The sequence below is a fragment of the Alistipes finegoldii DSM 17242 genome, from assembly GCF_000265365.1.
Lineage (GTDB): Bacteria > Bacteroidota > Bacteroidia > Bacteroidales > Rikenellaceae > Alistipes > Alistipes finegoldii.
The window spans coordinates 3418781-3441070 of sequence record NC_018011.1; the positions used below are offsets into that span (position 1 = coordinate 3418781).

A 22290-nucleotide genomic window follows, 5' to 3' on the forward strand; every position below is an offset into this window, starting at 1 on the left:
TTGATTTTAACAATCGGTCTCCTGCTGTCGGGAGCCGTAAACGGACAGAATATGAAACCGCTGACACCGGAAGAGCGACGTGTGATCGTCGACAAGGGTACCGAAGCACCCTTTACGGGCCGATATTATGACCACCGCGAGGCGGGCGTATACCACTGCCGCCAATGCGGCGCGCCGCTGTACCGTTCCGCCGACAAGTTCGACGCGGGGTGCGGCTGGCCCAGTTTCGACGACGAGATTCCGGGCGCCGTGACGCGGACGCCCGACGCCGACGGACGGCGCACCGAGATCACCTGCGCCAAATGCGGGGCTCACTTGGGACATGTGTTTGTCGGCGAGGAATTTACACCGAAGAATACGCGCCACTGCGTCAATTCGGTTTCGCTTCTCTTCGAACCCGAAGCGAAAGCCGGCGAACAGCCGGCCGCCGGAGGGGAGCAGGCGCAGAAAAAGGAGGGGCCCGAAACCGCGATTTTCGCCGGAGGCTGTTTCTGGGGCGTGGAGTACCTGCTGTCCAAGATGCCCGGCGTGCTGAAGGTCGAATCGGGCTACACCGGCGGCAGGACCGAAAACCCCACCTACGAGCAGGTGTGCAGCCATACCACGGGGCATGCCGAAGCGGTGCGCGTGACGTTCGATCCGGCGAAGGTGTCGTATGAAAAGCTGGCGAAGTTCTTTTTCGAGATTCACGATCCGACGCAGCTCGACGGGCAGGGCCCGGATCTCGGCGACCAATACCGTTCCGAGATTTTCTATACGACGCCCGCCCAGCAGCAGACGGCCGAAAAGCTGATCGGCGAGCTGCGCCGCAGAGGGTACGACGTCGTGACCGAGGTTACCCCTGCAGGCCGGTTCTGGCCCGCCGAAGATTATCACCAGCAGTATTACAAGCGCAAGGGTACGCTTCCGTACTGCCACGCCTATACCAAACGGTTTTAGCCGGCCTGCCGCTGCGTCGGCCGGCCGGGAAGAAAGCCGGCGCGTTTTACAGGCCGGAGAAGACTCTATGTCCGATCCGGTGTGAAAACCGCGGCCGGGTTGCCGGAAAATAAGGCTCTCCGCTTCACAGCGGGGAGCCTTGTCGTATATGCAGGCCGGACTGCGAACCTTCTGAGTTCCCGAAAACCGTCGTTGTTGTATGATCGCGTCGGATCGCCCGGCGAACCATACGGCTCTGCTTGCTCTCGAACCGTATGCAGGATGTCGGCCGGGAATTCTCCTGCGGAATTTATCCGCAGTGCCGTCTCGCCTGCCAGATCACACCAGCTTGTCGATTTCGCCCCGCATGATGCGGGGCAGGTTTGCGCGGATCTTTTCGACCGGCCAGTTCCACCATTGCAGCTCCAGCAGCCGTGCGGCCGCTCTGTCGTCGAAACGCGGCCGTATCGTTTTGGCCGGGACGCCGCCCACGATCGTGTAGGGCGGAACGTCCCGTGTGACGACGGCCCGCGCCGCGATCACGGCGCCGTCGCCGATCCTGACGCCCGCCATGATGACCGCTTCGTAACCGATCCATACGTCGTTGCCGATGATGATGTCGCCCTTGTTGTCCCACGCCGCGGCGACGTTCGCCCGGTCGAGTTCCCACTCCTCGAAGAAGAGCGGAAAGGTGTAATTGGCCAGCGAGCCGAGCGTGTGGTTCGCGCTGTTGAACAGGAACCGCGCGCCGCAGGCGATGGTGCAGAATTTGCCGATGACCAGCCGGTCCTTGTTGATCGGGTAGTGGTAGAGGACGTTGTTCTTTTCGAACTCTGTCGGGTCGTTCACGAAATCGTTGTAGATCGTGTAGTCGCCGACCTCGATACAGGGGTTGTCAATCACCGTATTCAGATAGATCGTCCGGCGGTCGTTCGTGCGGGGATATGTTTTCGTATTCATCGTGTGTTTCGTTGCGCCGCCTTTGCCGGGCCGCCGCATTTCCTGCAAAATTGCGAAAAAATCCCCGCAAACCGGCGGTCCGGCGACGAAATATTTCCGTTGCAGGAATTTGCCGCAGTATCTTGGCAGGAAAGGAGCTGCGCGGAATGCGGCTTCCGGCGGCAATTCCTGCATCGGGGGAGTATCAACCGGGGATATATTTTCTACATTTGCAGCCGTAAATCCGTTTTATGGAACGTGCAAAAGGTATTCTCTATGCGGCGCTGTCGTCGTCCACCTTCGGATTGGCGCCGCTCTTCACGCTGCTGCTGCTCGCCGGGGGCTATTCGCCGTTCGAGGCGCTGTCCTACCGCTGGGGCGTCGCGGCGTTGTTTCCGGGTGCACTGGCCGTGTGTTCGGGACGGAGTTTCCGGCTGGGACGCCGCGAATTGGTCACCGTCTTCCTGCTGAGCCTTTTTCGCGCCGCCACGTCGCTGAGCCTTATCATCGCCTATCAGCATATCGCCAGCGGCGTCGCATCGACCATTTATTTCATGTATCCGCTCGCCGTGGCTCTCGCCATGATGTGTTTCTTCCGCGAGAAAGGCTCTGCGTGGGTTTTCGCCGCTATCGGCATGTCCGTCGTCGGCGCGGTGCTGCTCTCGCTGGGGAATGTCGATTTCACGGTGGAAAATAGCGCGCTCGGCATGGTTTCGGCCTGCGTTTCGGTCTTTTCATACGGCGGCTATATTGTCGGCGTGCGCAAGAGCCGGGCCGTGGAGATCGACTCGGCGGTGCTGACTTGCTATGTCATGGGGCTGGGGGGCGCTCTATTTTATCCTCGGCGGCCTGCTGACGGGCGGCGTCCGGATCGAAACCGACGGCATGACGTGGCTCTGCATCCTCGGTCTCGCGCTTCCCGCCACGGCCCTCTCCAACATGACGCTGGTGCAGGCGATCAAGCGTATCGGGCCGACGCTGACTTCGATCGCCCGAATCGCCCGTGCCCTGCGCGACCATACCGCGAAGTGCATGCTCGGATTTATCGACCATTATCGTCATATTCGCGGTGCGCTGGGTGAGTTGGGCGTCGGGCCGCTGCGCCGGGACGAGATCGAAGTCATGGCGCAATCGTTCGTCCGGACGCTGGAACCGTACCCGGTTGCGCTGGAAACCTGCACCGTGAAGGTCGATCTGCGTCATCTGGGGATTCCGTCCGGAATGTGCATCGACCGCGGGCTGGTCGAGCGGATCGCCGGTTATCCCATAGCTGCGAAAAAAGACAAAAACCAACGGCAGGTGTGCAACTGCATCGAAAGCATCGACGTCGGCACGTACGAAACCTGCCTGAACGGTTGCGCCTACTGCTATGCGATCAAAGGCAACTACAACACGGCGGAATACAACCGCCGCAGGCACGATCCCGACTCCCCGCTGATGATCGGCCGGGTGGGCGGGGATGACGTGATCAGGGAGCGCGAAATAAAGAGCCTGCGGTGCGAACGGCGGCTGCCGTTTTAGCGCGCCGGAACCTCTTCCGCTTCGTGTCGTTTCGATATTTTGCCCCGAAGCTGTTCGTAGGTGCAGTTCAGGATTTCATAGCGGTCGATTGCCTTGGTTTCGCGGTTGGTCTGAACCAGATAGCAGCGGCGTCCCCAAGCTTCGATCGTGTAATTGCACTTCTCCGATTCGCGGACCATCGAGTGTCCGTCCATCAGGTTCCAGAAAATGTGCCTCAGTACATTGGCGTAGCCTGCGAAAGACATCTGCTGTCCGCGCAGGTCTTTGAAATAGACGTCGTTGAAGTTTTCTCTTGCCCGTCCCATAATCGTTCGGTTTTAAGTTTCGGCAAAGATACGCGGCGGGAATGACAGGTTTTGACACGCTGCCGATTGTCGTCGCAAATATCGCCATACCGCCTTTTAGCTATTTCCGCAATTCGAGCACCTTCCGCAGCCGTTCGAGTTCTTCGGCGAGCAGCGTGCGCGGGCAGGCGATATTCAGCCGGATGAAGCCTGCGCCCGCCGCACCGTACATCGTGCCCGAATTGACGCGCAGTCTGCCCTCGGCGAGCAGACGTTCCGCCAGTTCGTCCGACGCCAGTCCCGCGGCCCGGCAGTCCGCCCACACCAGATAGGTGCCTTCCAGCGGCAGTACGGGGTACTGCGGCAGGTGCTGTGCGAAGTACTCCCGCAGGAAAAGGTAGTTGGCGTGCAGGTATTCGTTCAGCGCGTCGAGCCACTCCGCGCCCCGGTCGTAGGCGGCGATCAGCGCGTCGATCGCCAACGGACCGATTTCGCCCGTTTCGTTGATGCGTAACGCCTTTTCGATTTTTGCGCGCACCGTTTCGCCGGCCGCGATGATATTGGCGACCTGCAGTCCGGCGAGGTTGAACGCCTTGCTGGGCGAGCAGCAGGTGACCGAATTGTGCAGGAACTCTTCGCCGAGCGATGCGAACGGCGTGTAGCGGAATCCCGGCATGACCAGCTCGCAGTGAATTTCGTCGGCCACGACGAAGACGCCGTTGCGCAGACATATTTCGCCGATCCTGCGCAGCTCCTCCGGCGACCAGACACGCCCGGCCGGATTGTGCGGGTTGCACAGCAGCATCGCTTTGACCTCAGGATCGGCTGCCTTGCGCTCCAGATCGGCGAAGTCGATCGTATAGGCGCCGCCGCGGTAGGTCAGGTCGTTTTCTGCCGTCCGGCATCCGCTGTTGCGGATCGAGATGAAGAAGTGGTTGTAGACGGGCGTCTGAACCAGAATCTTGTCGCCCGGTTGCGTCAAGGCTTTCAGAATGGCCGAAAGCGCCGGAATCACACCCGTCGTATGGAGTATCCACTCCGGCTCCGTGTGCCAGCCGTGACGCCGTTCGAACCACTTCACGACCGCATCGTAATAGGCCTGCGGCGCCTGCGCATAGCCGAATATGCCGTGCTCGACCCGCCGCCGCAGCGCTTCGACGACGGGCGGCGCCGTACGGAAATCCATGTCGGCCACCCACATGGGCAGTATGTCGGGATCGCTGTCCAGCTCCCATTTGACCGAGTGCGTCCCGCGGCGCGGGACTATTTCGTCGAAATCGTATTTCATCGTCGCATGTTCTTCGTTGTTATATAATACGTCGTGCCGCCCGCCGATGTTTCAGCGGGGCGGGGGATTTTTGCGGCGGGGCGCTATTCCTCCCGGTAGACCTCGCCCCGCAGGGCGTCGTCGGAGTAGACGTGCAGGCTGTGGCCCGTGTCGCTCAGGCAGGTGATGCGGTGTATGTGGTTGTCGAAACGCCCCGGCGCCCCTACGGCGAAGAATGCGCAAGGCCCCTCCACGACGGCGCTCTCCGTCAGCCGCGCCGCACCTCCGGCCGCAGGTTCGAATATTTCGAGCCGGAAGGTGCCGTCGGCAATGTGATAGCCCGCGAATTGGGGATGCGCATGGATGCTGGTCCGGTTGCCGTTTTTCCAGCTCATCACGATCGCCTCCCAGCCGGTGGCGGGGCAGCGTCCGAGGTAGGTGCGCCGGTATGCCGTGTCGGAATAGTCGTCGAACGCGGTCAGGGGATGCGTTTGCAGCCAGCCGAGGACATACGCCCGAATCTGCTGTCCGAGGGCGTCGTCTATCGTTTTTGCGGCGGTCGTCTCCAGCAGGCCGGAGAAGAAATCCCCGAAGCCCGCGGCTGCGGCGGAACATTCGGGCAGGTTGTCGGCGAGTGTCGTCTTTTTCATAATCCGTGTGAAATCCGATATGTTGCAAAAATAGCGGAAATAGGGCGGGCCGCCTACAGCAAAAATACTTATTTCCCGTCCGGCGGCGCCGAGACCGGAACCTGCGGGGGCAGGGCGGTTCCGCCGCCGCGGCCTCCCTGCGGCCGTTCTATTCCCTGCGCAGGCAAAAAAGCAAACTTTTTCATGCAATAATCACTTCTGACAGACAGCGAGTTATGAATCTGTGCGGTTTTCTTTTTTCGAAAAATCCCCGAAAGCATTTGCCGATTAAAAAAATTACACTATCTTTGCACTCGCAATAACCGGAATGGTGCGTTAGTTCAGCTGGTTAGAATACGTGCCTGTCACGCACGGGGTCAGGGGTTCGAGTCCCCTACGCACCGCACCGCTCCGGGAGCCGAAGAGCGAATAAAATCCGGCTCATACATAACCATGGTGCGTTAGTTCAGCTGGTTAGAATACGTGCCTGTCACGCACGGGGTCAGGGGTTCGAGTCCCCTACGCACCGCCAGCCGACCGGGGTCGGCAAATGAAAAACCTGCAACTCCAAGTTGCAGGTTTTTTCGTATGCAGGGGTGCCGGGCGGAAGATAGGGCGGATTTTTGCGGGCAGCTCCCGTATGCGGGGATGTTGCCGATTTTTCCGTTGTCCCGCCGGCGGGGCGTATGAAATCGCTTGTCTGCAAGTATGTTGGGACGTGTCGGCCGCCGGGGAGCCGGATTTTTCCGCTAAAAGGGGCGATGCCCGATACCTGTTTTGCCCGATACCTGTTTTGCCCGTGCCGCCAAGAGGGCCGGACAGCTGCGGGGGCTGGCGCCGAATCCCGGTCCCGACGCTTAGGGTTTCCGGAAGAAGGAGAACTGCACGCTCCCGTAGCTCCTTTGCTGCCAGAATTCCGGATATGCGGAGAAGTCCATCTGCTTCGAATGTTCGAAAATCAGCACGCCTTCGGGGCGCAGCAGGTCGTTTTCGAGCACCAGCCTTACGACCTGCTCGCTGCCCGCCAGATCGTAGGGGGCGTCCGAGAAAATCACGTCGAACTGTTTCGGACAGCTTTTGAGGTAGAGGAAGACGTTGGCTTTGACCGCATAGAGGTTCCCGATGCCCAGCTGCGCCGCCGTCTGGCGGATGAAGTTGTAGTGTACCGGATTGATTTCCACCGAGGTTACGCTCCGCGCTCCGCGCGATGCGAACTCATAGCTGATCGAGCCGGTTCCCGCGAAGAGGTCCAGCACGTCGCACTCCTCGAAATCCAGCAGATTGCCGAGGACGTTGAAGAGGTTCTCCTTGGCGAAATCGGTCGTCGGCCGCGCCCGCAGGTTGCGGGGCGGGTTGATGGCCCGGCCCTTGTATTTTCCGCTTACTATTCGCATACGATCTGTCTGAAATATCCGCCGAGCTTCCGTTTCAACGCCCGGCCGTCGCCGCTTCCGATGCGAAGCGTGTAATCCCTGAGCCGGAATTCGCTTCCGAGCCGTTCGAGCATGTATAGCAGGTCGGCCTCGTCGGGGGCGGGTACGACCTCCGCAAAACGCAGTTTGCCGTCGTATACCTTTATATATAACAGTCCCGCGGCGTAATACATCCACACGGTCGGAACGCTTGTCTGCGGTACACAGAGCAGCGGGGTGGTGTAGCGCGCACGGCCGCCGAGGCGTTCATGCACCGCAGCCAGCGCATTTTCCGCCGCGGCCATGACGGCGACGGCATTCTGCTGCGGCGCGCTCCATACGGGGCACTCTCCGGGCAGTGCGGCCATGCCGGCGGCGGCCAGCAGTTCCCCGGCGCACGCTTCGTCGAAAAACTCCTCCGGCACGAGCGTCGTCCGGGGCGTCAGCAGTTCGACCTCCACGAGACCGTCGCCCGGAAACTCCCCGGACAGCGCAGGCGCCGAAAAAGAGTGTCCATCCAACGTTAGCTGAATGGACACCTTGTTTATGGATTGCGGAGTGTTACTCCCAGTTGCCTGCTTCATTGTTGGCTGCCTCCATTGAACCGAACTTGACACCGGCGTAGCGGTTGAAGTTGTTCTCCTCGTCGTCGATCAGGTTGATGATCTCCTGACGGTAAGCCACCGTGTCGAGGAACATTTTGTACGGCGCGCGGCACTCCACGATGGGCACCGTCACGTTCGATGCGACGGCAGAGCCGGCCTCCATGATGAACTGAGCCTGCTTGTCGGTGGTGGGGATATACCGCAGGTCCTCTACATCCTGACGCGAAAGGCGTTTGGGCGAGAAGATGGTGTCGATAACGGCGACCGTGAATTTCTCGACGTTCTTTTTGTTCATCTTCTTCAGCATGGCCATGGCCACCGAGTCGTCCTCGTCGACAATCTTACGCTCAAGCTCCAGAGAGTCGTTCAGGATAAACGATGCGAGTGTATCGAAGCTGCCCGTAAAGCGCTGGTACTTCGACTTGAACGCGCGCTGCGCAGTACGGATGTCCTTGATGCGGTCGATGACCTGGGCTTTCTTGGCCTTCATCTCCTGCTCGAAACGGATCGGGGTAGAAATCTGGTCGTAGATAACGTAGACCAGCGCCACGATAACTACAGCAAGAATGATTTGAGCGATTTTTTTCATTTTTTAAGCTAATCTAATATTTGTTTGTAATTTTGTACAAAATAAACCGACGCATGTTTAGCACACGTATTGCGACCCAAATTTACGCTAAAATTTGTTTTGAAACAACTTCTGGGCAAAAAAAAATTATAGAAAAGTTGTCCGAATATCTCGCAGACGACGATTTTTCCCGGATTTTTGTCCTGAACGGGTATGCGGGTACGGGCAAAACGACTCTGATCGCGGCGCTGGTCGGTGCGCTTAAGGATTTGAATATCAAACCCGTTCTGCTGGCTCCGACGGGCCGGGCCGCCAAGGTGCTGGCCCAATACGCTCAGGAAAAGGCACTTACCATCCACAAGCGGATTTACCGTCAGCGGACCAACGCCGATTATGAATCGAAATATTCGCTCAACATCAACACCGAAAAGGGGGCCGTTTTCATCGTGGACGAGGCTTCGATGCTGTCAGACACTCCGGGCGACGGGGCGCTGTTCGGTTCCGGATCGCTGCTGGAGGACCTCGTGCAGTATGTCCGCAGCGGCCGCGCGTGCCGTCTGATTTTGGTCGGCGACAGCGCCCAGCTGCCGCCCGTGGGGGCCGATTGCAGCCCGGCGCTCGACCCGTCGGTGCTGGCCCGCTTCGGCGACGTGGAGTACGGTACGATGGACGAGGTCGTGCGTCAGGAGGCCGAGTCGGGCATTCTGTTCAACGCCACGCTGGTGCGCTGCATGCTCGAAAACGGCATCTACGAGATTCCGCACTTCGAAACGGACTATCCCGACATCGAGGCGGTCGAAGGCGGGGAGTTTCTCGACAAACTGCAGGATTGCTACGCCAAGTACGGCCGCGACGAAACCATCGTCATCACCCGCTCGAACAAGCGCGCCAACCGTTATAACGAAGGTATCCGCCGCAACGTGACGTTCGCCGAGGAGGAGATCGAAAGCAACGACATGCTGATGGTGGTGAAGAACAACTACTATTTTACGGAGCGGAACAAGGATTGCCCCATGCACTTCATCGCCAACGGCGACATCGCGCGGCTCAAGCGGCTGCGGCGCTACGAGGATTTCTACGGCTTCCGTTTTGCGGACGTCGTGCTCGAATTCCCCGATTACGAGGATGCCGAGTTGGAGTGCAAGATCCTGCTCGACACCATCGCTTCGGAATCCCCGTCGCTTACGCGCGAGGAGTCCACGCGCCTTTTCTACGAGGTCGAGAAGGATTACCTCGATGTGAAAAGCAAACTGAAACGCTTCAAGGAAATACGTGAAAATCCGCACTTCAACGCCCTTCAGGTGAAGTTTTCCTACGCCGTGACCTGCCACAAGGCGCAGGGCGGACAGTGGCGGGCGGTCTTCGTCGACCGCTGCCTGTTCGGCGACGAGCCGATGACGCGCGACATGCTGCGCTGGCTCTATACGGCCCTGACGCGTGCCACGGATAAATTGTATCTTGTAAATTTCGATGAAAAATTCTATGAATAGCGAACTCCATCCGCTCGAACCGTTTCTTCCCGCCAACGCCCGCATCCTGATGCTGGGCAGTTTCCCGCCCAAGCGCATCCGCTGGTCGATGGACTTCTTCTATCCCAACCTGCAGAACGACATGTGGCGCATCGTGGGCTACCTCGCCGCGGGGGACAAGTCGCACTTCCTGATGCCCGGCGGGCGGAAGTTCGACAAGGAGCGCATCGAGGCGTTCTGCCGCGAGCGGGGGATTGCGCTGTACGATACGGCGGTCGAAGTCATCCGACTGAAAGACAATGCGTCGGACAATTTTCTTCAAGTGGTGCGCGAGGTCGATCTGGCGGCTTTGCTGGCGCGTATTCCCCACTGCCGCACCCTCGTTACGACGGGGCAGAAGGCGACCGATACGCTGCGCGCCATTACGGGCTGCGGCGAACCTGCGGTGGGCGAAAGCGTAGCCTTCGAATATGCCGGGCGCAGCATGCGGCTCTGGCGCATGCCGTCGTCGTCGAGGGCCTATCCGCGCCCGGTCGAGTGGAAGGCAGGATTTTACCGCAAAGTATTCGAAGATAATGAAATTCTGTAATATACGGTGCGCCTTCGTAGCAGATAACCCGAAAATAATTTCCCGTTTAGGCTTGGCGGGACCGTTAAATTCCGTTATCTTTGTGTGAAAATAACATACAATTTTTTATTGTGAACGCAGAGAAGAAAATAGAAAAAAAATATGTCGAGACCCCCCTGATGAAGCAATATTACTCCATCAAGGCGGTGCATCCCGACGCTATCCTGCTTTTCCGGGTCGGCGACTTTTACGAGACGTTCGGCGAGGACGCGATCAAGGCCAGCGGCATTCTGGGCATCACGCTCACACGGCGCGCCAACGGCTCGGCCACCTATGTCGAGCTGGCCGGATTTCCCTACCACGCCATCGACACCTACCTGCCCAAACTGGTGCGGGCGGGCGAACGTGTCGCCATCTGCGAACAGCTGGAGGATCCCAAGCAGGTCAGAGGACTGGTCAAGCGCGGCGTTATCGAGCTGGTGACGCCGGGCGTGGTGCTGGGCGACAATATTCTGGCCAACAAGGAGAACGCCTTTCTGGCGTCGGTCTATTTCGGCCGTCAGACCACGGGCGTGGCGTTCCTCGACATCTCGACGGGCGAGTTCTACGTGGCCGAAGGTTCGGAGAGTTACATCGACAAACTCATCTCCAACCTCGCGCCCAAGGAGGTCATCTACCAGCGCGGCTACGAAGATCGTTTTTCCGACGCTTTCGGGTCGAAACTCTATACTTACCGCCTCGACGAATGGGTTTTCTCCGAGGAGGTGAACCGCGAAAAGCTCTGCAAGCAGTTCGGCACCCGCTCGCTCAAGGGATTCGGCGTCGATCACTTCACCAGCGGTCTCTCGGCCGCCGGGGCGATTCTCTACTACCTCGAATTCACCGAGCACCGTGACATCGCGCACATCACCTCCATATCGCGTATCGATCAGGAGGATTACGTCTGGGTCGATAAGTTCACGATCCGCAACCTCGAACTCTTCTCGTCGAACGGCGCCCGCGAGAAGTGCAGTTTCGCCGACGTCATCGACCGTACGCTGACGCCGATGGGCGGCCGTCTGCTGAAACGGTGGATCGCCATGCCGATCAAGGACCCCGTGAAGATCGGGGAGCGGCTGGACGTGGTCGAGAAATTCGTCCGGGACGCCGATCTGGCCGACGTCGTGCGCGAGCAGGTGGCGCTGGTGGGGGATATGGAGCGTATCGCTTCGCGCATCGCCGCGGCGCGCGTCACGCCCCGCGAGCTGGTGCAGCTGAAAAACTCGCTTTTCGCCGTCGAGCTGCTCAAGGCCGCGCTCGAATCGACCGACGACGCGCAGCTGCACGCACTGGCCGGACAGATCGACCTGCTGGAAGGGGTGCGCGACCGCATCGCCCGCGAGATCTATCCCGATCCGCTCAACAACCAGATTCAGAAGGGCGGCGTGATCGCCGACGGCGTGGACCCCGAACTGGACGATCTGCGCCGCATCGCCCTCCACGGCAAGGACTATCTGGCCCGCATCCAGCAGCGCGAGAGCGAAGCGACGGGCATTCCTTCGCTGAAAATCAGCTACAACAACGTCTTCGGCTACTATATCGAGGTGCGCAACGCCCATAAGGAGAAGGTGCCGGAGACGTGGATCCGCAAGCAGACGCTGGCCAATGCCGAACGCTATATCACCGAGGAGCTGAAGGAGTACGAAGAGAAGATCCTCGGCGCCGAGGAGAAGATGCTCGTCATCGAACAGCGCATCTATGCCGACATCATCGACCACATAAGCCGCTCGCTGTCGCATCTCCTGCGCGATGCGGCCGTCGTAGCCCGTATCGACTGCCTGCAGTCTTTCGCCCGTCTGGCCTGCGAACGCCGTTACGTGCGTCCCGTGCTGGACGACGGCAAGCTCATCGACATTCGTCAGGGACGCCATCCGGTGATCGAGACCCTGCTGCCCGTGGGCGAGGAGTATGTTCCCAACGACGTGATGCTCGACGACAAGGAGCAGCAGATCATGATGATCACGGGTCCCAACATGTCGGGTAAGTCGGCCCTGCTGCGGCAGACGGCGCTGATTATCCTCATGGCGCAGATGGGGTCGTTCGTACCCGCCAAGTCGGCCCATATCGGCGTCGTGGACAAGATCTTCACCCGCGTCGGAGCTTCGGACAACATTTCGCAGGGCGAATCGACCTTCATGGTCGAGATGCTCGAATCGGCCAGCATCCTCAATAACATATCGGACCGCAGCATCGTCCTGCTGGACGAGATCGGCCGCGGCACGAGCACCTACGACGGCATTTCGATCGCATGGGCCATGGTCGAGTACCTGCACAACCATCCGTCGGCGCATGCCAAGACGCTTTTCGCCACGCACTACCACGAATTGAACGAGATGGAGCAGATGTGTCCGCGCGTAAAGAACTTCCACGTGAGCGTCAAGGAGATGGGCAACCAGATCGTCTTCCTGCGCAAGCTCGAAAGGGGCGGCACGGAACACTCGTTCGGTATCCACGTCGCCCGCATGGCCGGCATGCCGGTGTCGGTGGTGTCGCGCGCCGACGAAATCCTGCGCAACCTCGAACTGGTCTACGGCAACAACGAAATCGTGCCCAGCCGGAGCATCAAGAACCGGGGCAAGAAACCTTCGCCTTCGGTCAAGGAAGCTGCCGAAAACGGAGCGCCGCAGAACATGCAGCTGTCGATGTTCCAGCTCGACGACCCCGTATTGGTGCAGATCCGCGACCAGATCAAGGGACTCGACATCAACTCCCTGACCCCGATCGAAGCGCTCAACAAGCTTAACGAAATCAAGAAGATAACCGGGATATAGGCTGGCGTCGTTTATTCCGGTTCGACCGGTTTCGCGACCAGCCTGCCGCACGGTCCCTGAAATCGTGCTGCGCCGCTCCGTGTGAGATTTTCCCTTCCGTGCGAAATCTCTCTTTTTGCGGCCGTGCCGGCGCAGCGTCAAATATAAATCCCGAATCTCGCCGGAGATTCGGGATTTGTAATGAAACAGGGAAGGGGTACTCCGTGCTATTCGTTGCGTGCGATCAGCGAACTGATGTTCTGAATCAGCATCGCTACGGCCACCGAGTTGAAGCCGCCTTCGGGAATGATGACGTCGGCGTATTTCTTCGAAGGTTCGACGAACTCCTCGTGCATCGGCTTCACGGTCGAGGTGTACTGCGTGATGACCGACTGCATCGTACGTCCGCGCTCGCAGACGTCGCGCAGGATGCGCCGCGCAAGGCGGATATCGGCATCCGTATCGACGTATACCTTGATGTCCATCAGATCGCGCAGCTCCTTGTTCTCGAAGATCAGGATGCCGTCCACGATGATTACCTTCGAAGGCTTTACGCTCACGGTCTCCGTCATGCGGTTGTGCTCGACGAACGAATAGACCGGATGTTCGATCGGAACGTTCTCCTTGAGCGCCTTGATGTGGTCCACCAGCATCTGGGTGTCGAATGCCTGCGGGTGGTCGTAGTTGAGCTTCGTGCGCTCCTCGTAAGTCAGTTCCGGATGCGCCTTGTAGTAGTAATCGTGGCAGAGCGTTACGACGTCGTCGCCCTCGAAAGCCTCCTGCAGACGCTTGACGAGGGTCGATTTTCCTGAGCCGGTTCCTCCGGCGACTCCGATAACGGTAACTTTCATAGTGTCGGCCAATTAGTGCGGTTATATAAAGAAAAGGATCGCACCTTTCGCAAGGGCAATCCTCTTCCTGATTTCGATTATGCGTCGATGTTCGCGTAATGTGCGTTCTTCTCGATGAACTCGCGGCGGGGCGGCACTTCGTCGCCCATCAGCATCGAGAAGATACGGTCCGCTTCGGCGGCGTTCTCGATATTGACCTGACGCAGAATGCGCGTGTCGGGGTTCATCGTCGTGTCCCACAACTGATGGGCGTTCATCTCGCCGAGACCTTTGTAGCGCTGTATGTGCACGCCCTTGCCGAATTCGGCCGAGATGGTATCGCGCTCCTTCTCGGTCCAGCAGTAGCGCTCCTGCTTGCCCTTTTTCACCAGATAGAGGGGCGGGGTGGCGATGTAGACGTGGCCGTTCTCGATCAGCTCCTTCATCTTGCGGAAAAAGAACGTCAGCATCAGCGTTGCGATGTGGCTTCCGTCGACGTCGGCATCGGTCATGATGATGATCTTGTCGTAGCGGAGTTTCTCCAGGTTGAGCGCCTTGCTGTCCTCTTCGGTGCCGATCGTCACGCCCAGCGCCGTGAACATGTTCTTGATCTCCTCGTTCTCCCACATGCGATGCTCCTGCGCTTTCTCGATGTTCAGGATCTTACCGCGCAGCGGCATGATGGCTTGGAAGTTGCGGTCGCGGCCCGATTTGGCCGTGCCGCCTGCCGAGTCACCCTCGACGAAGAAGATTTCGGCGATCGAACGGTCGCGGCTCGTACAGTCGGCCAGTTTGCCGGGAAGTCCCGCGCCCGAAAGCACGGTCTTGCGCTGTACCATTTCGCGGGCGTGGCGTGCCGCATGGCGTGCCGTGGCGGCCAGAATGACCTTCTGCACGATGGCCTTGGCATCCTTGGGATTCTCCTCCAGATAGTGGCCCAGCGCCGAGGACATCGCCTGATCGACGGCGGCCGAAACCTCGTCGTTGCCCAGCTTGGTCTTGGTCTGGCCCTCGAACTGCGGCTCCTGCACCTTCACCGAAACCACGGCCGTGAGACCCTCGCGGAAGTCGTCGCCGTTGATGTCGAACTTCAGCTTCGAGAGCATGCCCGAATCCTCGGCGTACTTCTTGAGCGTACGGGTCAGCGCACGGCGGAAGCCCGTCAGGTGCGTACCGCCTTCGATGGTGTTGATGTTATTTACATAGGAGTGTACGTTCTCCGAGAAGGAATCGTTGTACTGCATGGCCACCTCCACCGGGACGCCGTTCTTCTCGGTGTCGAGGTAGATGATCTGGTCGATGATCGGCGTGCCGCGCGTGGCGTCGAGATACTGCACGAACTCCTTGAGACCCTCTTCCGAGTAGAAGTTGTCGTGGACGTATTCGCCGTTCTCGTCCTTGCTGCGCTTGTCCGTCAGGTTCAGGTGGATTCCCTTGTTCAGGAACGCCAGCTCGCGCAGACGGTTGGCCAGAATTTCGTATTTGTATTCGGTCGTGAGCGTGAAGATGCTGCCGTCGGGCTTGAAGGTGATGGTGGTGCCCCGGTCGGTGCACTCGCCGACCACCTCGACCTGCGAGGTGGGCGCGCCCTTGCTGTAGCTCTGGCGGTAAATCTTGCCGTCGCGGCTGTGAATCTCCGCGATGAGCAGGGTCGAAAGCGCGTTCACGCACGATACGCCCACGCCGTGCAGACCGCCCGAAACCTTGTAGCTGCCCTTGTCGAACTTGCCGCCGGCATGGAGCACGGTCAGCACCACTTCGAGCGCCGATTTGCCCTCCTTTTTGTGGTAGTCGGTCGGGATGCCGCGGCCGTTGTCGCGTACGGTGATGGAATTATCTTCGTTGATCGTCACGTCGATGTCGGTACAGTAGCCGGCCAGCGCCTCGTCGATCGAGTTGTCGACTACCTCATAGACCAGATGGTGCAGACCCTTCTCACCAATGTCGCCGATATACATGGCGGGGCGCTTGCGCACCGCTTCGAGGCCCTCAAGGACCTGAATATTCGACGCGGAATATTCTTCTTCTTGCTTTTTTACGTTTTCTAATTCGGTACTCATCTGTTGTCTTTAAAATATCGTACAAATATACGAAATATTTCCGGATAATCCAATAGCCCAAATTCCCAAGATCAGCCCAATTCCGCCTTGAGGTCCACTTCGCGGATTTTGCCCTGCGAGAAGAGGATGGCGCGGGCCGGATGGTTCTCTATGAGGGCGGTGTTGTGCGTGGACATCACCACGGCGCAGCCGCGGCAGGCGATCTCCTCGAAAAGCTGCATGATGCCCTCGGCCGTCACGGGGTCGAGGTTGCCGGTAGGCTCGTCGGCCAGCAGCACCTGCGGGTCGTTGAGCAGGGCGCGGGCGATCACCAGACGCTGCTGCTCCCCGCCCGAAAGCTCGAAGGGCATTTTGTAGCTTTTGGCCCCCAGATCGACCAGATTCAGCACCTGATCGATCCGCTCGCGGATTTCGCTCTCGTGTTTCCAGCCCGTGGCCTTCATCACGTAATAGAGGTTCATGAAGACGTTGCGGTCGGTCAGCAGCTGGTAATTCTGAAACACGATGCCGATTCTGCGGCGCAGGTAGGGGATGTCGCGCCGTTTGAGCCTTCGCAGGTCGAAGCCGGCCACGCGGCCTTCGCCCGTGAGCAGCTGCACTTCGGCGTACAGCGTTTTGAGCAGGGTGCTTTTCCCGCTCCCGACGCGGCCGAGCAGATAAACGAATTCGCCCGGCGCGACGCACAAATTCACATCGGACAGCACCATCTCGCCCCGTTGGAGCAATTTGGCTTCGGACGTGCTGCCGAACGGATTGTCCGCATAATAAATAGCCGCGTTTTTCAGTCTTACAACGTATTTTTCACTCATAGGGCCGCTCTTTGGAATTATTTTTCAAAGATAGTCAAAATATTCGTTCCGAAAAGTTCCCGGAACGAAAAAAAATACCTCCGCTGGGCCTCGGTCCGGTTTCGGAGAGGCGTTTGCGGATGTTTTTGTTTAATGAATCAGCCGTTTGTTTTCATAAAATAACCGCAATAATTTGCATATCCGCCCCGGCATGCCTACTTTTGTATAGACGTGCCGGGAGATTCCGGCCTGACAGTGACGCTAAAATTTATCGAATGAAAGAATACGAAATCCTGCAGGAGATCATGCGGGATGCCAAGATAGGTTGGTGGCAGGCCGACCGCAAACGTCGTATGTTCCACATATCGGAAGGGCTTCGCGATCTGCTGGGGCTTTCGACGTGCGACGTGAGTTACGAAGAGTTTCGGGATATGATAAACCCGACCTACCGGGAGTATGCCTTCGCTTCGGTCGGGGTGCGCGGGGGAGATTTCGGAAACGAACACCTTTATCCGCTGCGGGGGCCTAAAGGCGAAATCTGGTGTTACCGGAAACTGCTGCGTGAGGAGACGGCCGAGGACGGCGGAATGCTGCTGACGGGATATTTCAGGGTGACCGATCCCCCGCAGGAGGCCAATTCGCCCGAAAAGCAGCAGATCAACGACCTGCTGTACCGGCTCAACAGCATTTCGCATACGCTGCTGTCGCTGCTGAAAACCAACGATCTGGATGTCGTCATCGACAAGATACTCACCGACGTGCAGACCATGTTCCACGGCGGCCGGGCCTATATCATCGAATTCGACCGCGAGCGCAGGACGCACGACTGCACATACGAGGTTACGGCCGAGAACGTCACGGCCGAGCAGGATTTGGTAAACAGCCTGTCGATGGACGAGGTGCCGTGGTGGACCCGGCGTATCGAGAACGGCAATCCCATCATCATCTCCTCGCTCGACGAACTGCCCGACGAAGCGTTCCGCGAAAAGGAGGTGCTCGCCATGCAGGACATCAAATCGCTGATCGCCGTACCGCTCGCCTCGCGCGACAAGGTGTGGGGATACGCCGGCATCGACATCGTGAACGAACCCCGGACGTGGAGCGGGGAGGATTACCAGTGGTTCGCGTCGCTGATGAACATTATCAGCCTTTGTATCGAACTCCAGCGCTCCGAACGGGAGGCGCAGTCCGAGCGGACCTATCTCGAAGGCCTTTACCGCCACATGCCGCTGGGTTACGCCCGGCTGCAGATGCTGCGCGACGACGCCGGCGAGCCGGTCGATTTCAGGATTCTGGATGCGAATTATGCCGCCGACAAGATTTCGGGCGTGTTCCGGGAGCAGTATATAGGCAAACGCGCCTCCGAGCTGGGACTCGACACGCGCTTCTACATGCCGATTTTCCTGCAGGTGTTCGACAGCGGCGATTACATCGAACATGACAGTTTCGACGAGAAATCGAAACACTGGATACATTCGATTCTCTATACGACCCACGAGAACGAGGTGATCTGTCTCTTTTCCGACACGACGGACGTGCACAACGCCCACGAAGCGCTTTTCAACAGCGAAAAGCTGCTGCGCAACATCTTCGACAACGTGCAGGTCGGCGTCGAGCTGTACGACCGGGAGGGGTATCTGGTGGACCTCAATAACAAGGACCTCGAAATCTTCGGACTCAAAACGAAGGAGGCGGTGCTGGGCGTCAATTTCTTCCGCAATCCGCTCGTTCCGCAGGAGATCCGCGAAAACGTGCGCAACGGACAGGAACAGGCTTTCAAACTCGATTACCATTTCAACCGGCTGGACGGCTACTATCCCTCCGAAAAGAAGGGGAACGTCCAAATATACACGACGGTCACCATGCTCTACGACATGTACGGCGAGCTGATCAATTTCGTGGTCATCAACATCGACAACACCGAGATCAACGAAGCCTACAGCCGTCTTGCCGAGTTCGAAAGTTCGTTTTCGCTGGTGAGCCGCTTCGGCAAGGTGGGCTATGCGCGATTCGACCTGATGACGCGCGACGGCTATGCCGTGCCGCAGTGGTTCCACAATATCGGGGAGCGGAGCGATACGCCGATGCCGCAGGTGATCGGGGTTTACGACCATGTGGATCCCGAAGACCGCGCCGCCATATTCCGGGAGATCGGGCGCGTCAAGGCGGGCGAATCCAACGGCTTCACGCTCGACCTGCGCGTCACGCCCGAAGGCGAACCGACGGGATGGACACGTGTCAACGTGGTGCGCAATCCGCTGAACACCGACCCGTCGAAGATCGAGATGGTCTGCGTCAATTTCGACGTCACGGAGCTGAAGCAGACCGAGAAGAACCTGATCGAGGCCAAGAACAAGGCCGAGGTCAGCGACAGGCTCAAATCGGCTTTTCTGGCCAACATGAGCCACGAAATCCGCACGCCCCTGAACGCCATCGTGGGATTTTCGAACCTGCTGGCCGAGACGGACGACATCGGGGAGCGGCGTGAGTACATGCGTGTCGTCGAGGAGAACAACGAGCTGCTGCTCAAACTCATATCCGACATTCTGGACCTTTCGAAGATCGAAGCAGGCACCTTCGAATTCAATTACGGCCGGGTGGACGTCAACCGCATGTGCGAGGAGACGGTGCGCTCGCTCAGTCTCAAGGTCAAGGACAAACCCGTCGAGCTGATCTTCGGGGAGCACGACGCGCAGTGCTGCGTGGTCGGCGACAAGAACCGGCTGATTCAGGTCATCACCAACTTCATCAACAATGCGGTGAAGTTCACTGACGAAGGCTCCATTACGCTGGGGTACCGTACGGAGGGCGGCGAGTTGCTTTTCCATGTCGAAGACACCGGATCGGGCATCTCCGAAGAGCATAGGCAGAGCATCTTCGACCGCTTCGTCAAACTCAACAGCTTCGCGCAGGGCACCGGACTGGGGCTTTCGATCTCGAAGAGCATCGTCGAGCAGATGGGCGGCCGTATCGGCGTCGAATCGGAGGTGGGGCGCGGCTCCCGGTTCTGGTTCACGATTCCGGTCGTGACGTGCGACGCGCCCGAAAAAAAGGGCGCCGCTCCCGCACCGCGTCCGGCGGCGGTGCATGGCGACGGACGGCTGCCGCGCCTGCTCGTGGCCGAGGATACCGACAGCAATTACCTGCTGGTGTCGCTGATGCTCCGCAAGGAGTTCGACATCGTGCGCGCTTCCGACGGCGAAGAGGCCGTGAAGATATGCCGGGAACTCAAACCCGCCGCGATTCTCATGGATGTCAAAATGCCCGGCATGGACGGTCTCGAAGCCACGCGACAGATCCGCACCTTCGATCCGTCGGTGCCGATCGTCGCCGTCACGGCGTTCGCCTACGACCGCGACCGGCAAAAGGCGCTCGACGCCGGGGCCAGCGAATATCTGTCTAAACCCCTTAACGGCGAACGGCTGCGGCAGACGCTCCGCGAGCTGCTTTCGGAAGAATAGGACAGCTCCGGAAACAGTGGCCCTGCGGTATGCCGTCCGGCGGGATTCGGGCTGTCATGGGTGTCGTTGCGGCTCTCATACTCTGCTCATGCAGGTGCGCCCGGCCGGAAACGGAAAACGGGCCGTTGCCCGACCGGCTCATAAGCGCATCACGGAGTTTTCCGCAAACAGAGACCTGTCTGCGCCCGGTTCAGCCACCCTTCCCGGCGGCGACTTGTCGCGGTGCAAGGAGACGCTCATGCAGTTGCGCGCAGTTTTTCCTGCCGGGCCGGACAAGTGCGTGAACCGGGACCGGATTCCCCGGCGCAACGCCCTTGGGCGGAGCCGAACAGACGATTTCTCCCGGTGCGGCTGCATTATTCCGAAAATTTGTACTATCTTTGCAATGTTTCCATGAGACTTTGTTTCGCAAAACGGGGGTGCCCGGTTTTGACAGCAGGCAGAGTTTGATTGTAAGCACGCCGAGCGCTGTGTGGCGGCTCGTTAATCCCGATGCTCGATTTACAAATGGCAATAACAGCTATGCACTCGCTGCCTAATTTTCAGAGAAAGTTAGCTTAATCGCCGGGTCCAAGGAGGCTTGGCGACGAGTATCCCGGAGAGTGGTTCCGCTCTTTAACCGCTTTCCATACGGGGTATCATCGATTTAGAGATAGTGCGCCGGACCGTCCCGGCCGGCGTGCGAAATTCAGGGACTGGGACCTCGGTTAGGCGGCCGCCTGCCGGACCGGGGTAGAAGGATCAAGTGGCGGCTAAGCGTGTAGAAAGCTTTCGGGTTCCCTGTTTGGACGCGGGTTCGACTCCCGCCACCTCCACAATTATTAAACGCATCTGCTTTATTTACAAGTAGATGCGTTTTGTTGTTGTATTATCCGTTGTATTGTTCGGTCTCCTGCATGAAAAATGGATGCCGGCTCAACATTTCGGCATTCTCTTGCGCAGACACTTTTATGTATTTTAAGAATGTACTCTCTTTCGTGTGCCCGGTAATTTTCATTATGGCAATAGTTGGAACTCCCGCTTTATAGGCGTTCGTCGCAAAGGACCGACGGGCGGTGTGAGAGGAGACGAGTTTATATTTCGGGATAATTTTTTCGACGTTCTTTCCTCCTTCGTTCTTATTGATTAGAACATCTTCGGTAATTCCCGCCAGCCGGCATAATTCTTTGATCTGCTCATTGAACTTTTGGTCGCTGATCGTATTTGTGAGATCAAATCCGCTTTCAATGATTTCCCGGACTACAGGGTGAATAGGAATAACGACCGGGATGCCGGTTTTATGGGTCTTGATCGTGATATGCCGTCCGATATGAGCGGCACTCAAACGCGAGAAATCGGACACCCGTAGTCCGGTGTAGCAGCCGATCAGGAACAATCCCCGCGCCCGGCTTAAAGCTGCGATTTTGCGGGGAATATTCTCTCCTTCTTGGGCTTTGTTGCAAGCGGCATCCTTCTGAACCGTGGAAGGGATATCGAGGGTGTATATTTTCTCCAGCTCTTTCTGGTCGAGATATACATTATCTACCGAATCCTTTGGCGCTATAAAATCCCGGTGGTCGGTTCCGTGTTCATTGTGAAGGCGGTCGCATACGCGTGATTCCCTATATACCTGCTTCACTATTTTTATAATGTTGCCAAAATAATTTCGGGAATACCCCTGCTCGTAAAACCAATGCTGGAACCGGTTGTAAAAATCAATGTCGATTTCACTGATTTGCAGGTGATGCCGTGTGTCTTTCTCGAAGTCTCGTAATTTATGAAGCGCCTGCGTATATTTCACGACTGTCAGTTTCTCTCTGGCTATGGAATAGCGGGGGATATATATCTTTTCCAAATAATCGGTGAAAAATCGCTTCTCGGCATCCGATGCCTCTTCATTGGTTGCGGTCAATTCGGCAATCTTATCTGCAAATTCTTTCGCAGCAGGGGAAATCCGTGAGTCTGTGAAATATTTCACCGTTCTTTTCCCGATTTCTTCCCACCGGTCGATTTCATCGTTTATCTCGTTTCCCTCCTTGAAATCGGCCGTCGTCCGGGCGCGCTTCTTGGAATCGTTCCAATACTTCACCGGCACACCGATTCCGATGCTCTTCTTGTACTGTTTGCCATACAAACTTACGAGCATCACGATAGTCGCTTTCGGACGGTGCTTGTTGGTGACCGTAAAGGTTATCATAGTCTG

At 58.1% G+C, this 22290-nt stretch carries 16 protein-coding genes, 2 tRNA genes, 1 other RNA gene and 2 pseudogenes; 10 read left to right on the plus strand and 11 right to left on the minus strand.

Annotated features, from left to right (window positions below; translation table 11 throughout):
- Positions 1–51: 51 nt before the first annotated feature.
- Positions 52–939, plus strand: coding sequence for a bifunctional methionine sulfoxide reductase B/A protein (locus ALFI_RS14770; protein WP_042493801.1), 888 nt, complete (start codon positions 52–54; stop codon positions 937–939).
- Positions 940–1257: 318 nt separating this feature from the next.
- Here ALFI_RS14770 and ALFI_RS14775 read toward each other — a convergent pair whose 3' ends face one another.
- On the minus strand, positions 1258–1878 hold the full coding sequence (locus tag ALFI_RS14775) for a CatB-related O-acetyltransferase (RefSeq protein ID WP_042494186.1): 621 nt from the start codon (positions 1876–1878) through the stop codon (positions 1258–1260).
- Between the two features lie 230 nt (positions 1879–2108).
- Between ALFI_RS14775 and ALFI_RS17860 the strand changes: the two are divergent.
- Positions 2109–2847: pseudogene (locus tag ALFI_RS17860) on the plus strand (DMT family transporter); the annotation flags it as partial.
- Positions 2842–3378, plus strand: a pseudogene (locus ALFI_RS17865) (DUF1848 family protein); the annotation flags it as partial. The pseudogenes ALFI_RS17860 and ALFI_RS17865, both read left to right, overlap by 6 nt.
- Here the strand turns inward: ALFI_RS17865 and ALFI_RS14790 are convergent.
- From ALFI_RS14790 to ALFI_RS14800, 3 genes are all read right to left on the minus strand, one after another.
- Complete coding sequence (locus ALFI_RS14790) at positions 3375–3683, minus strand: hypothetical protein (RefSeq protein ID WP_014776406.1); 309 nt, start codon at positions 3681–3683, stop codon at positions 3375–3377. The pseudogene ALFI_RS17865 and the gene ALFI_RS14790 overlap by 4 nt on opposite strands.
- 100 nt (positions 3684–3783) lie before the next feature.
- Positions 3784–4950 carry a MalY/PatB family protein gene (locus ALFI_RS14795; protein WP_014776407.1) on the minus strand — a complete coding sequence of 389 codons (1167 nt, stop codon included), beginning with the start codon at positions 4948–4950 and terminating at the stop codon, positions 3784–3786.
- An 83-nt stretch (positions 4951–5033) separates the two neighbouring features.
- Positions 5034–5579, minus strand: a complete 546-nt coding sequence (locus tag ALFI_RS14800) for a cupin domain-containing protein (RefSeq protein WP_014776408.1) — start codon at positions 5577–5579, stop codon at positions 5034–5036.
- Positions 5580–5888: 309 nt separating this feature from the next.
- On the opposite strand from ALFI_RS14800, the gene ALFI_RS14805 reads away from it, so the two are divergent.
- Positions 5889–5962, plus strand: a tRNA-Asp gene (locus ALFI_RS14805).
- Between the two features lie 51 nt (positions 5963–6013).
- A tRNA-Asp gene (locus ALFI_RS14810) sits at positions 6014–6090 on the plus strand.
- A 325-nt stretch (positions 6091–6415) separates the two neighbouring features.
- On the opposite strand, the gene ALFI_RS14815 is transcribed toward ALFI_RS14810, so the two are convergent.
- From ALFI_RS14815 to ALFI_RS14825, 3 genes are read right to left on the minus strand one after another with little or no spacing between them, the layout of a single operon-like run.
- Positions 6416–6952 (minus strand): RsmD family RNA methyltransferase, encoded by a 537-nt coding sequence (locus tag ALFI_RS14815; RefSeq protein WP_014776409.1) that lies wholly within the window; start codon positions 6950–6952, stop codon positions 6416–6418.
- Positions 6943–7509, minus strand: coding sequence for a hypothetical protein (locus tag ALFI_RS14820; protein ID WP_244264981.1), 567 nt, complete (start codon positions 7507–7509; stop codon positions 6943–6945). The genes ALFI_RS14815 and ALFI_RS14820 overlap by 10 nt, the downstream gene beginning before the upstream one ends.
- Positions 7510–7531: 22 nt before the next feature.
- On the minus strand, positions 7532–8164 hold the full coding sequence (locus tag ALFI_RS14825; RefSeq protein ID WP_014776411.1) for a hypothetical protein: 633 nt from the start codon (positions 8162–8164) through the stop codon (positions 7532–7534).
- 53 nt (positions 8165–8217) lie between these two features.
- Here ALFI_RS14825 and ALFI_RS14830 point away from each other — a divergent pair, with 53 nt between their 5' ends.
- The 3 genes from ALFI_RS14830 (at position 8218) to mutS (ending at position 12990) form a co-directional block, all read left to right on the plus strand.
- Positions 8218–9633, plus strand: coding sequence for an ATP-dependent DNA helicase (locus ALFI_RS14830; RefSeq protein ID WP_014776412.1), 1416 nt, complete (start codon positions 8218–8220; stop codon positions 9631–9633).
- Positions 9626–10201: a uracil-DNA glycosylase family protein gene (locus ALFI_RS14835; protein WP_009598292.1), complete on the plus strand. Its 576-nt coding sequence runs from the start codon at positions 9626–9628 to the stop codon at positions 10199–10201. The genes ALFI_RS14830 and ALFI_RS14835 overlap by 8 nt, the downstream gene beginning before the upstream one ends.
- A gap of 158 nt (positions 10202–10359) precedes the next feature.
- A complete protein-coding gene (gene mutS / locus ALFI_RS14840) occupies positions 10360–12990 on the plus strand; it encodes a DNA mismatch repair protein MutS (RefSeq protein WP_208854098.1) in 2631 nt (876 codons plus the stop codon).
- 206 nt (positions 12991–13196) lie between these two features.
- Here the strand turns inward: mutS and udk are convergent, their stop codons facing one another.
- From udk to ALFI_RS14855, 3 genes are all read right to left on the minus strand, one after another.
- Complete coding sequence (gene udk / locus ALFI_RS14845; protein WP_014776414.1) at positions 13197–13820, minus strand: uridine kinase; 624 nt, start codon at positions 13818–13820, stop codon at positions 13197–13199.
- Positions 13821–13897: 77 nt separating this feature from the next.
- Positions 13898–15859 (minus strand): DNA topoisomerase (ATP-hydrolyzing) subunit B, encoded by a 1962-nt coding sequence (gyrB, locus tag ALFI_RS14850; RefSeq protein ID WP_014776415.1) that lies wholly within the window; start codon positions 15857–15859, stop codon positions 13898–13900.
- Positions 15860–15930: 71 nt separating this feature from the next.
- Positions 15931–16668: a cell division ATP-binding protein FtsE gene (locus ALFI_RS14855; RefSeq protein ID WP_014776416.1), complete on the minus strand. Its 738-nt coding sequence runs from the start codon at positions 16666–16668 to the stop codon at positions 15931–15933.
- 254 nt (positions 16669–16922) lie between these two features.
- Between ALFI_RS14855 and ALFI_RS14860 the strand changes: the two genes are divergently transcribed.
- Both ALFI_RS14860 and ssrA read left to right on the plus strand, forming a co-directional pair.
- Complete coding sequence (locus ALFI_RS14860; RefSeq protein ID WP_014776417.1) at positions 16923–20108, plus strand: ATP-binding protein; 3186 nt, start codon at positions 16923–16925, stop codon at positions 20106–20108.
- 415 nt (positions 20109–20523) lie between these two features.
- Positions 20524–20926, plus strand: a transfer-messenger RNA (tmRNA) gene (gene ssrA, locus ALFI_RS16710).
- Positions 20927–20976: 50 nt separating this feature from the next.
- On the opposite strand, the gene ALFI_RS16260 is transcribed toward ssrA, so the two are convergent.
- Entirely contained in the window at positions 20977–22284 is a 1308-nt protein-coding gene (locus tag ALFI_RS16260) for a site-specific integrase (protein ID WP_014776418.1), read from the minus strand.
- Between the last annotated feature and the right edge of the window lie 6 nt (positions 22285–22290).